Annotated in this window: 13 protein-coding genes and 1 pseudogene; 8 read left to right on the top strand and 6 right to left on the bottom strand. The window is 70.6% G+C overall.

Annotation, left to right across the window (positions count from 1 at the left end; translation table 11 throughout):
- Positions 1-81: 81 nt before the first annotated feature.
- A pseudogene (locus ACWCSU_RS33905) lies at positions 82-288 on the top strand (TSUP family transporter); the annotation flags it as partial.
- Between the two features lie 58 nt (positions 289-346).
- On the opposite strand, the gene ACWCSU_RS33910 reads toward ACWCSU_RS33905, so the two are convergent.
- The 3 genes from ACWCSU_RS33910 to ACWCSU_RS33920 all read right to left on the bottom strand — a co-directional run bounded on the left by ACWCSU_RS33910 (position 347) and on the right by ACWCSU_RS33920 (position 3,322).
- Entirely contained in the window at positions 347-1,432 is a 1,086-nt protein-coding gene (locus ACWCSU_RS33910) for a carboxylate-amine ligase (protein ID WP_357694273.1), read from the bottom strand.
- Between the two features lie 72 nt (positions 1,433-1,504).
- Positions 1,505-2,161 carry a M15 family metallopeptidase gene (locus ACWCSU_RS33915; protein ID WP_449940462.1) on the bottom strand — a complete coding sequence of 219 codons (657 nt, stop codon included), beginning with the start codon at positions 2,159-2,161 and terminating at the stop codon, positions 1,505-1,507.
- Between the two features lie 12 nt (positions 2,162-2,173).
- The gene (locus tag ACWCSU_RS33920; RefSeq protein WP_357694276.1) at positions 2,174-3,322 is read right to left on the bottom strand and encodes an ROK family transcriptional regulator; all 1,149 of its coding nucleotides are present in this window, start codon (positions 3,320-3,322) and stop codon (positions 2,174-2,176) included.
- 137 nt (positions 3,323-3,459) lie between these two features.
- Between ACWCSU_RS33920 and ACWCSU_RS33925 the strand changes: the two genes are divergently transcribed.
- The 4 genes from ACWCSU_RS33925 (at position 3,460) to ACWCSU_RS33940 (ending at position 8,159) form a co-directional block, all read left to right on the top strand.
- Positions 3,460-4,779, top strand: coding sequence for an extracellular solute-binding protein (locus tag ACWCSU_RS33925; protein WP_357694278.1), 1,320 nt, complete (start codon positions 3,460-3,462; stop codon positions 4,777-4,779).
- Between the two features lie 2 nt (positions 4,780-4,781).
- A complete protein-coding gene (locus tag ACWCSU_RS33930) occupies positions 4,782-5,795 on the top strand; it encodes a carbohydrate ABC transporter permease (protein ID WP_357694280.1) in 1,014 nt (337 codons plus the stop codon).
- Positions 5,792-6,643, top strand: coding sequence for a carbohydrate ABC transporter permease (locus ACWCSU_RS33935; RefSeq protein ID WP_357694282.1), 852 nt, complete (start codon positions 5,792-5,794; stop codon positions 6,641-6,643). The genes ACWCSU_RS33930 and ACWCSU_RS33935 overlap by 4 nt, the downstream gene beginning before the upstream one ends.
- Before the next feature lie 76 nt (positions 6,644-6,719).
- Positions 6,720-8,159 carry a glycoside hydrolase family 3 protein gene (locus tag ACWCSU_RS33940; RefSeq protein WP_449940467.1) on the top strand — a complete coding sequence of 480 codons (1,440 nt, stop codon included), beginning with the start codon at positions 6,720-6,722 and terminating at the stop codon, positions 8,157-8,159.
- Between the two features lie 25 nt (positions 8,160-8,184).
- Here ACWCSU_RS33940 and ACWCSU_RS33945 read toward each other — a convergent pair whose 3' ends face one another.
- Complete coding sequence (locus ACWCSU_RS33945) at positions 8,185-9,366, bottom strand: ROK family transcriptional regulator (protein WP_357694286.1); 1,182 nt, start codon at positions 9,364-9,366, stop codon at positions 8,185-8,187.
- Between the two features lie 89 nt (positions 9,367-9,455).
- Between ACWCSU_RS33945 and ACWCSU_RS33950 the strand changes: the two genes are divergently transcribed.
- From ACWCSU_RS33950 to ACWCSU_RS33960, 3 genes are all read left to right on the top strand, one after another.
- Complete coding sequence (locus ACWCSU_RS33950) at positions 9,456-11,327, top strand: endonuclease/exonuclease/phosphatase family protein (protein WP_449940469.1); 1,872 nt, start codon at positions 9,456-9,458, stop codon at positions 11,325-11,327.
- Between the two features lie 8 nt (positions 11,328-11,335).
- The gene (locus tag ACWCSU_RS33955) at positions 11,336-11,785 is read left to right on the top strand and encodes an RrF2 family transcriptional regulator (protein WP_357694290.1); all 450 of its coding nucleotides are present in this window, start codon (positions 11,336-11,338) and stop codon (positions 11,783-11,785) included.
- A gap of 78 nt (positions 11,786-11,863) precedes the next feature.
- A complete protein-coding gene (locus tag ACWCSU_RS33960; RefSeq protein ID WP_357694292.1) occupies positions 11,864-12,643 on the top strand; it encodes a DNA-formamidopyrimidine glycosylase family protein in 780 nt (259 codons plus the stop codon).
- Here ACWCSU_RS33960 and ACWCSU_RS33965 read toward each other — a convergent pair.
- Together ACWCSU_RS33965 and ACWCSU_RS33970 are read right to left on the bottom strand one after the other, a co-directional pair.
- On the bottom strand, positions 12,640-12,996 hold the full coding sequence (locus tag ACWCSU_RS33965; protein ID WP_357694659.1) for a helix-turn-helix domain-containing protein: 357 nt from the start codon (positions 12,994-12,996) through the stop codon (positions 12,640-12,642). The two genes, ACWCSU_RS33960 and ACWCSU_RS33965, sit on opposite strands and share 4 nt — an antisense overlap.
- A 286-nt stretch (positions 12,997-13,282) precedes the next feature.
- On the bottom strand, positions 13,283-13,774 hold the full coding sequence (locus ACWCSU_RS33970) for a CinA family protein (RefSeq protein ID WP_364094215.1): 492 nt from the start codon (positions 13,772-13,774) through the stop codon (positions 13,283-13,285).

Consider the following 13,774-nt stretch of genomic DNA (forward strand, 5'->3'; position numbering starts at 1 on the left):
GCACGCTGGTCTCCTTCCCGGCGCTGGTGGCCTTCGGGTACCCGGGCGTCACGGCGTCGGTGACCAACGCGGTGGCCCGGCATGTTCCTGCACGACGACCTGCACCGGGTCAACGCCGTACGGGCCGCGTTGGCGCCGGTCGTCAGCACGGTCTCGGTGGTGGCGTGCTCGCTGTTCGGGCCGGTGGAGTGGCAGGCCGTGGCGGTGGTGGCGCCGGCCGGCCTGGCGGGTGGCTTCCTCGGCACCCGCGTGGCCCGGCTCATGCCGCCTGACGTGCTGCGCGGCGTCGTCGTGACCTTCGGGCCTCGGCGTGGCGGCGGTGCTCGCGCTGCGTTGAACGGGCGGTTCAGGCGACGGTGGCCTCGATCAGGTCGTCCACCACGTCGGTCAGGTCGTTGCCCCGGGCGTGCACGCGCCGCTGGCGTACCGCGCCGGAGCCCTTGCTCAGCAGCCGTTCCAGACCCTCTTCGATGAAGGTCAGGTCGCCGGCCTCGGCCAGCGCGGCGCGTACGTGGCCGAACAGCCGGCGGGCCATCACCGTGGCGGGCACGAGCGTTCCGTGCCGCACGTCGAGGCTGTCGCCGACCAGGCCGTCCCGGGCCGCCCTCCAATAGGCGGCCCGCAGCACCTCCGACGGGATCGGCAGCCCGCGGTCGCCGCGCGCCACCTCCCGCAACGCGGTCACGACCAGGGCCCGGATCAGGCCGATGATCGTCAGGCTGTCGCTCACGTCGAGCGGCACGTCGGCCACCCTGATCTCGACCGTCGGCAGCCGCGGCGACGGGCGGGTGTCCCAGAAGACCGTCTTGGGGTCCATCAGCGCTCCCGACTCCGACAGCGCGCGCAGCGCCAGCTCGTAGTCGCCGAACGTCGGGAAGTACGGCGGCGCCCCGGACACCGGCCACCGCCCCCAGCTGATGACCCGCCAGGACGCGTAGCCGGTGTCGCGGCCCACGAAGAACGGCGAGTTGGCGGCCAGCGCGATCAGCGTCGGCAGCCAGGGTCTGAGATGGTTGCCGACGTAGACGGCGATCTCCTCGTCCGGTACGTCGACGTGCACGTGCAGCGCACAGATGCTGATCTCGTCCTGCAACGCGCGGTAGAGCTCCTTGCCCTGCAGATAGCGGTGGTCGTCGGTGAGCGGCGGCGGCATGACGTTGCCGAGCACCGGGATGCCACTGGCCACGACCGCCAGGCCGCAGGACCGGGCCGCCTCGGCCACCTCCTTCCGTGCTGTCCGAAGCTGGGAACCCAGCTCGCTCAGGTCGGCGGAGGGCGGCGTACGGGCCTCCACCTGGAAACGGGTGATCTCGTGGGCCACGTCGAGCATGTCCGTCGCGGCGGCCAGGACCTCGGCCGCCCGGGGGGACACGTGACGCGTGCGGGGATCGACGACGAGGTATTCCTCTTCGATCCCGATCAACGGAACCATGCACACCTCGCTGGGGAGTCCAAAAGCCTCCGCCACAGGTTGTGCCCGTACCGCCGCCGGGAGAAAACCTGGCTAGAAGGGGGCAGGACCGTACAGGGCGGTGGGGGCGCCGGTGGACATGGCCCAGTAGCGGTCGCCGTAGGACCAGTGCCACCACTCGGTCGGGTAGTTGACCAGACCCACGGGCTCCAGGACGGCGGCCAGGATCTTGCGGTGGGCGCGGGCCTCGGCCGGGATGCCCGCGGCGGCCGTGTAGCAGGCGCCGCCGCTCTCCTCGGGGTTGTCGTTGACCTCGGTGCCCATGTCGTACTCGGTGCCGTCGGGCGCGCACAGGGTCAGGTCGACGGCGGCGCCGGCGGTGTGGGGGGCGACCTCGACAGGGGACACATAACGACTCGCCGCGATATAGGACTCGTCAGGCGTCATATCGGGATAAGTGGTGAGGAGCTCCGCGCGGTACCCCTCGAAGATGCGCCGCTGGGTGGCGATGGGCCGGTAGCCCTCGACGATCAGCAGGTGGAAGCCGTCGGGAAGGGCGCTCTCGGCCTGTTCGAGCCGGTCGAGCAGCCCCGCGCGCAGGTGCGCGTACGCGCCGTCGGCGTCGGCCATCCGCGTGTCGACCCGCAGCCGCCCGCGTACGTCGGCCAGCGGCTCGCCGCACTCCCGGACGGGGACCGCCGAGACGCGCGGGTCGGAGATGAGGACTACGTCGGTGTCGAGCTGCCACATGGGCAGAAATTCTCACACAGTGTCGGAGAAAACCTGCTCCCGGGCCTGCTCCAGGGCCGCGACCAGGGCCCCGCGCAGCACCGCGTTGCCGGTCACCTTGGTGGTTACCACGGTCGGCTGGCTGGGGCACAGGCGGGCCACGGCCTCCTGGACCTTGGCGGCCAGCCGTTCGCCGCCGGCCCGGCCGACGTCGCCGCTGAGCACGATCAGCTCGGGGTCGAGCACGACGGCCACGGCCGCCGCGCCCACGGCCAGTCGTCCGGCCACCTTGTCGAGGTAGTCCTCGTCGCCGTTGCGGACCAGGTCGGGCACGGTGTAGCCGATCACGCCGTGCTCGACGGCCAGGCCGCGCAGGGCGTCGTGGCCGACCAGGCGCTGGAAGGAGCCCGACTGCGGCTGTGACACGTCGGCGGGCAGCGGCTCGCCCGGCACCGGCAGCCAGCCGATCTCGCCCGCGCCGCCGCTCATGCCGCGGTGCAGCCGTCCGCCGAGCATGACGCCGAGGCCCTGGCCGACACCGGCCCAGATGACCACGAAGTCGTCGTGGCCGACGGCGGCGCCGTAGCGGCTCTCGGCCAGGGCGACCAGGTTGACGTCGTTCTCTATGGTGACCGAGCCGCCCAGGGTCCGGCGGAGGCTCGCCAGCACGCCGACGTGCCAGTCGGGCAGGTCGTAGGACCAGCGCACGTCGCCGCTGCGGGGATCGACGACCCCACGGGTGCCGATGACGAAGGAGCGAAGCTGGGAGAGCTCGACGCGGGCCGCGGCGCAGGCCCGCTGGACGGCCGAGTGGACCGCCTTGACCGGATCGCGGGAGTCGGCCGGGTTGACCGTCACCTCGACAACGATTTTACCTGTGATGTCCGCCACACCGACGGTGAGGCTGTCGGGCAGCACCTCCAGCCCGGCGACGTACGCGGTGGACGGAACCACGGCGTACAGGGCGGCGTGCGGACCCCTGCCGCCGGCGCGCTCGCCCGCGACCTCCACCAGGCCCCGCTCTTCCAGGCGAGCCAGCAGCTGACCTGCGGTTACCTTGGAGAGCCCCGTTCGCTCCCCCAGTTCGGCGCGGGTCAGCGGACCGTCCGCGAGGAGGAGTTCAAGTGCCGAGCGGTCGTTCAACCTGCGCAGCAACCGGGGGATCCCCGGGCTTCGACTCATTACCGCACCCCTCTCGTCACGAATGGCTAACGAGCGTTTCTTTTAAGAAAGTTTCTTGTTAGTTTAACAGCGTCGTTCGGCATTTGACGATCAGCCTGGTGCGGACCGTAGGCCAGCACCCGGGAAGGGAGAACCCTGTGAGGATCGCGAAGATCACAGCCACTACGGTCACCACGGCCGCCCTGGCCCTGGGCCTGGCCGCCTGTGGGTCAAGCGAGGAGCCGAAGCCGTCGTCCAGCGCGGCCGCCCCCGCTTCCAGTGGCCCGAAGTTCGCGGGCAAGACGCTCAGCATGTGGCGTCTGGGCGACAGCAACCCTGCCGCCGCCAAGTACATGGAAGAGCTCAACGCCGAGTTCACGAAGCAGACCGGCGCTGAGGTCAAGCTTGAGTGGATCCCGTGGCCGCAGGTGGCCGACAAGTTCGCCGCCGCCGCCACCGGCGCAGGCCCGGACGTGACCGAGATCGGCAACGACCAGGTCCCCATGTGGCAGAGCCAGGACGCGCTCACCCCGATCACCGACATCGCGCGTGAGGGCGACCGGGCCCAGATCCCCGAGAACCTCTACGGCTACGAGACGGTTGACGGCGAGATCTACGGCATCCCGTGGGGCGCCGGCGCCCGCGCGGTGCTCTACCGCAAGGACTGGTTCGCCGACCTCAAGATCGAGGTTCCCAAGACCTGGGACGAGCTCGTCGCCGCGGCCAAGAAGATCCAGAAGGAGAAGGGCGCCGGCGTCGACGGCTTCGCCTTCAACGGCGGCTCCGACGCCAACCACCTGCTGGCCGCGTTCGCCTGGTCCGAGGGCGGCGAGTTCGCCGTCAAGGAGGGCGACAAGTGGGTCGGCAAGCTGACCGACCCCGGCTTCCAGAAGGGCTTCGAGACCTACACCGGTCTGGTCACCGGCGGCCTGTCCAGCAAGGCGAACCTGACGCTGAACACCGTCGACATCCGCAAGCGCTTCGCCAACAACAAGGTGGCGATGTACCTCACCGCCGGCTGGGACCTGCCCGGCATCGAGGAGGACTCGAAGGGCAAGCTGAAGGGCGACAAGCTCGGCTTCTTCCCGCTGCCCGCCAAGACCGGCGGCCTGGCCCCCTCCTTCTTCGGCGGCAACGACATCGCGCTGTGGGGCGGCACCAAGGAGGCCGACCTCGGCAAGGAGTACATCAAGCTCGCCACCAGCAAGACCTGGGCCGACCGCTACGCCAAGGAAGGCGGCCTGCTGCCGGTCTACCCCGACACCCTGGCGGCGCTGAACGAGGACCCGGCGCAGGGCCCGTTCGCCCAGGCCTTCGCCAAGGCCAAGGCGTTCCCGGCCGACCCGAACTGGGCCGAGGCCGACGCCACCAAGGCCGTGCTGCAGAACGCGGCGCGCGCCGTCATCGAGGGCAAGAAGGACACCACCACGGCTCTCGCTGACGCCAACAAGGAACTCGAAGAGATCCTGAACCAGTAACGATGGCGAACACGACTACGGTCACCCGGGGCAGGGGCTCGTCCCCCGCCCCGGGGCGCCGCCGTAAGAAGGGCGGCGGGCCCGTCAAGGCCACCGGGATGCCCACCTGGAGCATCCCGTACGTGCTGCTCATCCCCGGGCTGCTGGTCATCGCGGGACTGCTGCTGTACCCGATGTTCCAGCTCGGCGTGATGGCCTTCCAGAAGGTCGGCCTCGCGCAGATCAGGGGAAGCAAGCCGGCCGAATGGGTGGGCCTGGGCAACTTCGACAAGGTCCTCTCCAACGACATCTTCTGGTCGGCTCTGCGCAACACCGTGGTGTTCGCCTTCGTCGCCGTCAGCCTCACCCTCATCGTGGGCACCGCGGTCGGCGTGCTGCTGAACAAGCTCGGCAAGAAGATGTCCCTGTTCGTGGTCATCGGGTGCATGTTCGCCTGGGCCGTGCCGCCGGTCGCGCAGGGCGTCATCTGGCGCTCGCTCTTCGACGCCGAGTCCGGCATCGTCAACTGGCTGCTCAACCTGCTGCCCGACTGGCTGGCCGCGCCGCCCGCGGGTCAGCAGGACTGGACGGGCACCCCCTGGCTCAACGACACCTTCCCGCTCTACGTCGCACTGATCGTGTGCGTGGTGTGGGCCGGGTTCCCGTTCATCGCGGTCTCGGTGCTCGCGGGCCTCAAGGGCATCCCGTCCGAGCTGTACGAGGCGGCGAAGGTCGACGGCTCGGGGGCGTGGCGGACGTTCAGGAAGATCACCCTTCCGCTGCTCAAGCCGGTCTTCGCCGTCCTGACGATCCTGTCGATCATCTGGGACTTCAAGGTCTTCAGCCAGCTCTACGTGCTGATGAACGGCCCGACCAACCGCGACGGTTTCAACCTGTCGATGTACGCGGTCGCGGAGGCGTTCAAGCCCCCGCAGAAGCTGGGCACGGGCGCGGCGATCTCCATCGTGCTGACGATCATCCTGCTCATCATCACCGTCGCGTACGTCCGGCAGATCGTGAAGCAGGAGGAGATGTGAACCCGCTGGCCCGCAAGAAGCTCGGGAAGATCCTCCTGAACACGGCCGGTGTGCTGGTCTTCCTCTACGCGGTCTTCCCCGTCTACTGGATGGTCTCCACCGGCTTCAAGGAGAACGACCAGATCTTCACGACGGAGTTCATCCCGTTCCCCACGCACTTCACCTTCGACCACTTCGCGCGGGTGCTGACCGAGGGCGTGGCGAACAACTCCATCTGGCTCTACATGCGCAACAGCGCGATCGTGGCGCTCGGCACCGTGCTCATCGGCTCGGTCTTCGCGCTGCTGTCGGCCACGGCCATCGCCCGCTTCCGCTTCAAGGGGCGTGGCACGTTCCTGGTCGTCCTGCTGATCGTGCAGATGCTGCCGGCGGAGGGCCTGCTCATCCCGCTGTACATGATGGTCAAGCGGGTCGGCCTCGGTGACCAGCTCATCGGGCTGATCATCACCCAGGTCGCGCTGACGCTGCCGTTCGGCATCTGGATGTTGCGCACGTTCGTGGCGGCGGTGCCGCGGACGCTGGAGGAGGCGGCCTGGATCGACGGCGCGAGCCGGCTGACCACGTTCTGGAAGGTGCTGTTCCCGCTGGTCGCCCCGGGGTTGGTGGCCACGAGCATCTTCTCGTTCATCACCGCCTGGAACGATCTCGTGTTCGCCCTCTACCTGATGTCGGGGTCCGAGGGATACACGATGCCGGTCGCCCTGCAGTACTTCTTCGGCCAGAAGGGCGTCGACTGGGGCGCGATCATGGCCGGTTCCACCCTGATGACCCTTCCGGTGGTCGTCTTCTTCCTGCTGGTACAACGCCGCATGGTCGCCGGTCTCACCGCCGGGGCCGTGAAGGGGTAACAGGCACTGATCCGCGTACGGCTCGGGTTCGTCCGAGCCGTACCCGGTCGTGCCTTCATTCAAGTGATGAGGAGCCATGAGTCAGAGTGATCGGGGGCTGCGTCGCCTCGCGGCCGGCACGCTGCTCGTCGCCTTCCAGGGCACCACGGCGCCCGACTGGGTGCTGCGCGAGCTGGACAACGGCCTGGGCGGCGTGACGCTCTTCGGGTTCAACGTCGCCGGTTCCGAGCAGGTCAGGTCGCTCACCACGACGTTGCGCGCCTCGGCCGAGCCCGTCATCTCGCTCGACGAGGAGGGCGGGGACGTCACGAGGCTGGCCTACCACGTCGGCAGCCCGTACCCGGGGAACGCGGCGCTGGGGGCGGTCGACGACGTGGACCTGACCTGCCGGGTCTACGCGGCGATCGGTTCGGAGCTGGCCGCGTGCGGCATCAACCTGGACCTCGCGCCGAGCGCCGACGTCAACACCGAGGCCGACAACCCGGTGATCGGGACCAGGTCCTTCGGCGCCGACCCGGCGCTGGTGGCCAGGCACACGGTCGCGGCGGTCAACGGCCTGCAGTCGGTGAACGTGGCCGCCTGCGTCAAGCACTTCCCCGGCCACGGCGCCACCCGGGTGGACTCCCACCTGGCCGTGCCCGTCGTGGACGTCGACCTGGACGTGTTGCGGGCCCGCGAGCTCGTGCCGTTCCGGGCGGCGATCGAGGCCGGCGCCAAGACCGTGATGACCGCGCACGTGGCGGTGCCGGTGGTGACCGGGGACACCCCGGCCACCCTGTCGCCCGCCGCGCTGACCGGGCTCCTCAGGGGCGAGCTCGGCTACGACGGCGTGGTCATCACCGACGCGCTGGACATGCACGCGATCACCAAGAGCGTGGGCCTCGCCAAGGGCGCCGTGCTCACGCTCGCGGCCGGGTCGGACCTGATCTGCCTCGGCCCGATCCCCGGCGAGGACGACGTCCAGCGGGTCATCGCGGAGATCGTGGACGCGGTGACCGAGGGCCGGCTGCCGGCCGCCAGGCTGGAGCAGGCGGCCGAGCGGGTCCGGGCGCTGCGGGCCTGGTTCGGCGCGTCCGAGACGGTCGCCGCCGCGCAGAACGGGGTCGGCCTGCAGGCCGCCCGCCGCGCCGTGCGGCTGACCGGCGAGACGGAACCCCTGGTGGAACCCCTGGTGATCGAGGTGGACACCCCGCCCACGATCGCCGTGGGAACCGTGCCATGGGGTGTGGGCCCGTGGCTGCCGGACGCCGAGATCGTCCGCGTCGAGCCCGCGGCCGCCGACGTCCCCGCCCTGCTGGCCAAGGCCGCGAACCGGTCGCTGGTCATCGTGGTGAAGGACGCCCACCGCTACCAGGCGAGCCAGGAACTGGTCTCCGCGCTGGTGGCGGCCCGCCAGGACGCGACGGTGATCGAGATGGGCCTGCCCGTCTGGCGGCCCGGCAGCGCCGCCTACATCGCCACGTACGGGGCGGCCAGGGCCAACGCCCAGGCCGCCGTGGAACTGATCACTGCCTGAGGCGGGCGACCACGCCCCCGCCGGATCAGGGCGCGAGGAGCTCCTCGCGCGCCTGGTCCAGCGCGGCCAGCACCGCGCCGCGCAGCACCGGGTTCGCATGGGCCACCGCCGTGGTGACCACCTGCGGCCGCACCGGGCAGATCCGCGCCACGGCCTCCTCCACCCTGGAGGTCAGCGCGGATCCCCCGGCGTGGCCCACCTCCCCGGCCAGCACGACCAGCCCCGGGTCGAGGATCACGCAGACCGCCGCCACACCCAGCGCCAGCCGGTGGGCGATGTCGTCGAGCATCGGCTCGCCGCGGGACCCGGCCGCCACCGCGACCTCGACGCACTCGCGGGCGCTCTCGGCCGTGAAGCCGTAGCCACGGGCCAGCTCGGCCACTTCCTCGGCGCTGACCAGCGACTGCAGGCCGCCCGCCAGCGAGGGCAGCCGGCCCGGCTTGGTACGGATGTCCTCCGGCAGCGGAACGCCCGGCACCGGCAGGTAACCGATCTCCCCCGCGCTGCCCGAACGCCCCCGGTGGAGCTTGCCACCCAGCATGACGGCCATGCCGAGGCCGCGGCTCGCCCACACCAGCACGAAGTCGTCGACGCCCTTGGCTGCGCCGTCGGCGTACTCGGCGAGGGCGGCGAGGTTCACGTCGTTCTCGATCGTCACCTCGCGCCGCAGGTCGCCGGCGAGCGCCTCGTGGATGCCCTCGTGCCAGCCGGGCAGGTCGAAGGAGAAACGCACGTCGCCGCTGCGCGGGTCGACCACGCCAGGGGTGCCGATCACCACGCCGCGCAGCCTGGCCAGGCTGACCTTGGCGCTGCGGCACGCCTTGACGATCGCGCCGTGCACGGCGGCGACCGGGTCGTCGTGGCCGCCGGGGTCGACGGTGACCTCGGCGATCGTACGGCCGTGGATGTCGGCCACGGCGGTCGAGATCAGCTCGGGGCCGACCTCCAGACCGGCCACATAGGCGCTTGAGGGGATGACCGAGTAGAGCGCCGCGTTCGGCCCTCTGCCGCCCGCCTGGGCGCCCACCACCTCGACCAGGCCACGCTCCTCCAGCCGCGCGAGCGTCTGGGAGGCGGTCACCTTGGACAGACCGGTCAGGTCGCCGATCTGCCCCCTCGTCATGGGGCCGGTGGCCAGCAACAGCTCCAGTGCGGCCCGATCGTTGATCTCCCGGAGAAGTCTGGGCACACCAGGACGACGCTCCACGCTGATTCCCACCGTCAAATCGAAAAGGTTGTTGGAAGTTTAGCGCCCGTGCTCTTGCATATCATCGGAGCCGAACACGAGGATGCCTCATGACCATCCTCCGCGGCCCGGCGATCATGCTCGCGCTCGGCCTCGTGCTGCTGCTGGACGTGTTGAGGGTCTTCCTCCCGTCGTTGATCACCTTGTTCGGCCGCGCGGGCGAGACACCGCCTGAGCTGATGGGCCTCTACGCAGCCGCCTGGTTCATCCTGCCTTTCCTCGCGCTGTTAGCCAAGCCGCGCCACGCTCTGCTCGGCGGCGCCGCGGCGCTGGTCCTCACCAGGATCCTGCTGCAGGCGGGGGTGGGCCAGCTCTACGTCGCCTCCGCCGGCGTCACCGCGGGTCTGGTCTTCCTGTACGGCTGCGCCCACACCGTGCCGCGGCGGGCCGTCCCCGTGGGCGTCATGGGCGGCCTGAGCCTGTCGCTGACCGTCCATCTGCTGCTGGACGGCGTGGATCTGGTCTGGCGCGACGGCCTGGTCCCGTGGCTGGCGGCGCTGTCCCTCTGCGCCGCCTTCCTCGGCCTCGTACGCCCCCCGGAGGCCGAGGTGGACCGCGCGCCCACGCTGACGTGGTTCCTGCTCGGCCCGGCGATGCTGCTGACCGGCGTGGCCGCCACCGGCTGGGCCAAGCCCGTGGCGAGCCCGACCGACCTGTGGCAGGTGCTGGCGGGCACCGGGATACTCGCCGTCGTCCTGGTCATGGTCGTCGTGCAGGCCGCCCATCCGCCGCTGTCCCCGGTCTTCGACCTCATCGCCGGGGTCGTGCTGGTGGCCTTCACGCTGATCCTCACCCTGACGGCGTCCTACTTCGCCGTGCTGATGATCGGCTGGCTCGGCGCCCTGCTCGCCGGAACCACGCGGCCGGACCATCCCTCCGGACGGCGTCCCGGCGTGGCCGTGCTCGGCGGCGGGCTGGTCTTCTTCGTCGGGCTGTTCGTCTACTACGCGGCCTACGACATGAACCTCGGCTTCCCCAACGGCCTGGTCCTCGTGGCGGTGGCGGTGCTGGTGGCCGCCCTCAGCGTGGTCACGGCCCTGGTCCGGCACTCGCCGCGGCCGGTCGCGACGGTCCGTCTCGGCTGGTTGCCGGTGGCCTTCGTCGTCCTGCTGGTGGGGCTCGTGACGCTCGGGGCGCCGTCCGCGCCGCCCGTACGGGCCAAGCAGGGCGACACCTTCACCCTGATCACCTACAACATCCGCATGGGCTACGGCCTGGACGGCCGCCTGTCGCTCGACAAGATCGCGTCCTGGGCCGCGGCCCAGAAGCCCGACGTCGTGTTGCTCAGCGAGGTGGACCGCGGCTGGCTGCTGAACGGCGGCCACGACGACCTGGCCAGGATCGCCCGCGGCCTCGGCATGCGCTACCACTTCGCCCCGGCCGGCGACAACGTGTGGGGCGACGCCCTGCTCACCAACCTCCCGGTCAGGCAGGTGCACTCCTATCCCCTGGGCGCGCACGACTACCCGACGGGAGCCCAGGCCCAGGCGATCGTCCTGGAGGTCGGCGGCAAGGAGGTGGGCATCGTCAACACCCACCTGCAGGCCCCCGAGGGCCAGGCGCCGGAGGTGGCCGCGATCGCCCGCGCCCTGGCCGTCGGCCGGGACGCCGACGAGGCCGGGCACCGCGCCGCCGGAGCCGGGGAGCAGGTCAAGCGGCCGGTGATCCTGGCGGGCGACCTCAACACCCGGCCCACCGACCCGGCCATGGAGGTGCTGAAGGCGGCCGGGCTGACCGACCCGCTGACCGCGTTCGGGGACCCGCCGACCTCGCCCGCCGACGCCCCGAAGGAGCGCATCGACCACGTGCTGCTCACCAAGGGATTGACCGCGATTTCCGGGCAGGTGCCGCGCTTGCCCTATTCGGATCACCTGCCCGTTCTGACGACCTTGCGCCTAACCAGTGTTGACCAGGAGGGATAATCGAGAACATGCGCCTTTCCGCTCGTGTCGACTACGCCCTCCGTGCCGCCGCCGAACTCGCCGCAGCCGGCACGGGCCCGACTACTGTGGGTGAACTCGCCAAGGAACAGGACATGCCTCCCAAGTACCTGGAGAACATCCTGCTCCAGATGCGCCGCGCGGGTCTCGTGCGCGGCCAACGGGGTCCCGAGGGCGGCTACGTGCTGGCCCGGCCCGCCGCGAACATCTCGCTCGCCGACGTGATCAGGGCCGTTGACGGGCCGCTGGCGAACGTGCGCGGCGAGCGTCCCGAACACGTCGGCTACCGAGGTCCGGCGGAGTCGTTGCAGCAGGTGTGGATCGCGTTGCGGGCCACCGAACGGGCCATCCTGGAGGAGGTCACGCTCGAACAGGTCGCCACGGGCAGCCTTCCCGAGCGCGTCCGGCAGCTCGCCGCGGACCCCGCCGCCTGGGACTGACCTCCACCGGGCGGCACAGCGGGCGCCCTCGGCCCGTGGCCATCGTGAAGGCCCGGAGGCGGTACCTAGACTGGAGGGATGCCCGAGGGAGACGCCGTCTACCGCACCGCCGCCCGCCTGCGCGGCGCGCTCGACGGTCGCGTGCTGACCAGATCGGACTTCCGGGTCCCGCGGCACGCCACCGCCGACCTGACCGGCCGTACGGTGCTCACGACCGCCTCCAGGGGCAAGCACCTGCTGACCCGGATCGAGGGCGGCCTGACGGTCCACACGCACCTGCGCATGGACGGGAGCTGGCGGGTCATGCCCGCGGGGCGGCGCACGGCCGGCGGAGACCAGGTGAGGCTGATCCTGGCCAACGAGCAGTGGCAGGCGGTGGGGATCAAGCTCGGCATGGTCGACCTGGTCACGACCGCCGACGAGGAGCGGCTGGTGGGGCACCTGGGGCCTGACCTGCTGGGCGCCGACTGGGACCCGGGCGAGGCCGTGCGAAGGCTACGAGGCGTGCCGGACAGGACGATCGGCGAAGCGCTGCTCGATCAGCGCAACCTGGCGGGGATCGGCACGATCTATCGCGCCGAGACCCTGTTCCTGCGCGGGATCTGGCCGTGGAAGCAGGTCGGGGAGATCGAGGATCTCGAAGGGCTCGTCACGCTGGCCCACCGGCTGCTGGAGGCCAACAAGGGGCATGGCGGCACGGTGACGACAGGTGATCGCCGCCCGGCGAACCAGACCTGGGTCTATGGCAGGGCAGGGAGACCCTGTCGCCGATGCGGCACGCGCATCAGCCGCGGGGAGATGGGGGCACAGCCACAGGAAAGGCTCATCCTGTGGTGTGGTGGCTGCCAGCCGCGTTAGGCCGCCACCATGTCCTTGACCTCGGGGAACACGGTGTCGCCGATCGACCCGGGAACCGTCTCGGCAAGGGGCAGGCGCTCGTGCTCGGGAACGTCGGCCAGAACAGGAGTGGCCTGGAGCTCCGCCAGCGCGAACTGGTCGGAAACCTCACGCAAAACCTGCGAGAGCGGCACTCCGAGGGCACCGCAAATGGACGCGAGCAGCTCGGACGAGGCTTCCTTCTGGCCACGCTCGACCTCGGACAGATAGCCGAGCGAGACACGCGCCAGCGTGGACACCTCGCGAAGCGTGCGCCCCTGACGCACCCGCAACCGCCTCAGCACGTCACCGAGCAGCTGACGCAGCAGAATCATCTGTCGCTCCCTCCCCGGCGTGGACGTCTTCACCACGCCCCGCGCGATCGGATCGTGCCGCACATTGGTCTTCTTGGCTTCGTACATACTCCTCGCCGTCATCATGGGGCGTCGCCGCCCCGGGTCTGCCGCTCGTGCCTGGTCGCGCGACTCATCAGGCCCGCCTGCCGGGCGCTCGGTGCTTGCAGTTGGCTCACGGACCTCACTCACAGCTCCACCGTACCCGTATCCACCGACACCGCGTCAGACCGTGCTTCGCATGTTCGCTCGGGACGTAACACGGTAATCATCCGGAATGTTCCCCTTTGTTAGCCTTCAGCACACCTGCGAGGAGATCGACTGCCTCGTGCACCGTCCTTACCCTGATACGTTCCCGCGACCCCTCGAAGGTCAACTCCCGCACCGAGTTCTCCCCGCCGGGACCGTGGACGGCCGCGTACACCCGCCCCACGGGCTTTCCGTCCTGCGGTTCGGGGCCGGCCACGCCCGTCACGGCCAGCCCGTAGCCGGCCCCGCACACCCGGGCGACCCCCCTGGCCATCGCCGCGGCCACCTCGGGATGCACGGCCCCCTCGCGCCGAAGCAGCTCGTCCGGCACGCCCAGCAGGTCGTGCTTGAGATCGGTGGCGTAGGAGATCACCCCGCCCCTGAACGCCTTGGACGCCCCCGGGACCGAGGTGAACGCGGCCCCGATGAGCCCGCCCGTCAGCGACTCGGCCACCGCCACGGTGGCCTCCTGCCGCACCAGCAGGGCCAGAACCTCGGCCACGTCCGCCAT

The sequence above is a fragment of the Nonomuraea sp. NPDC001699 genome, assembly GCF_053596455.1.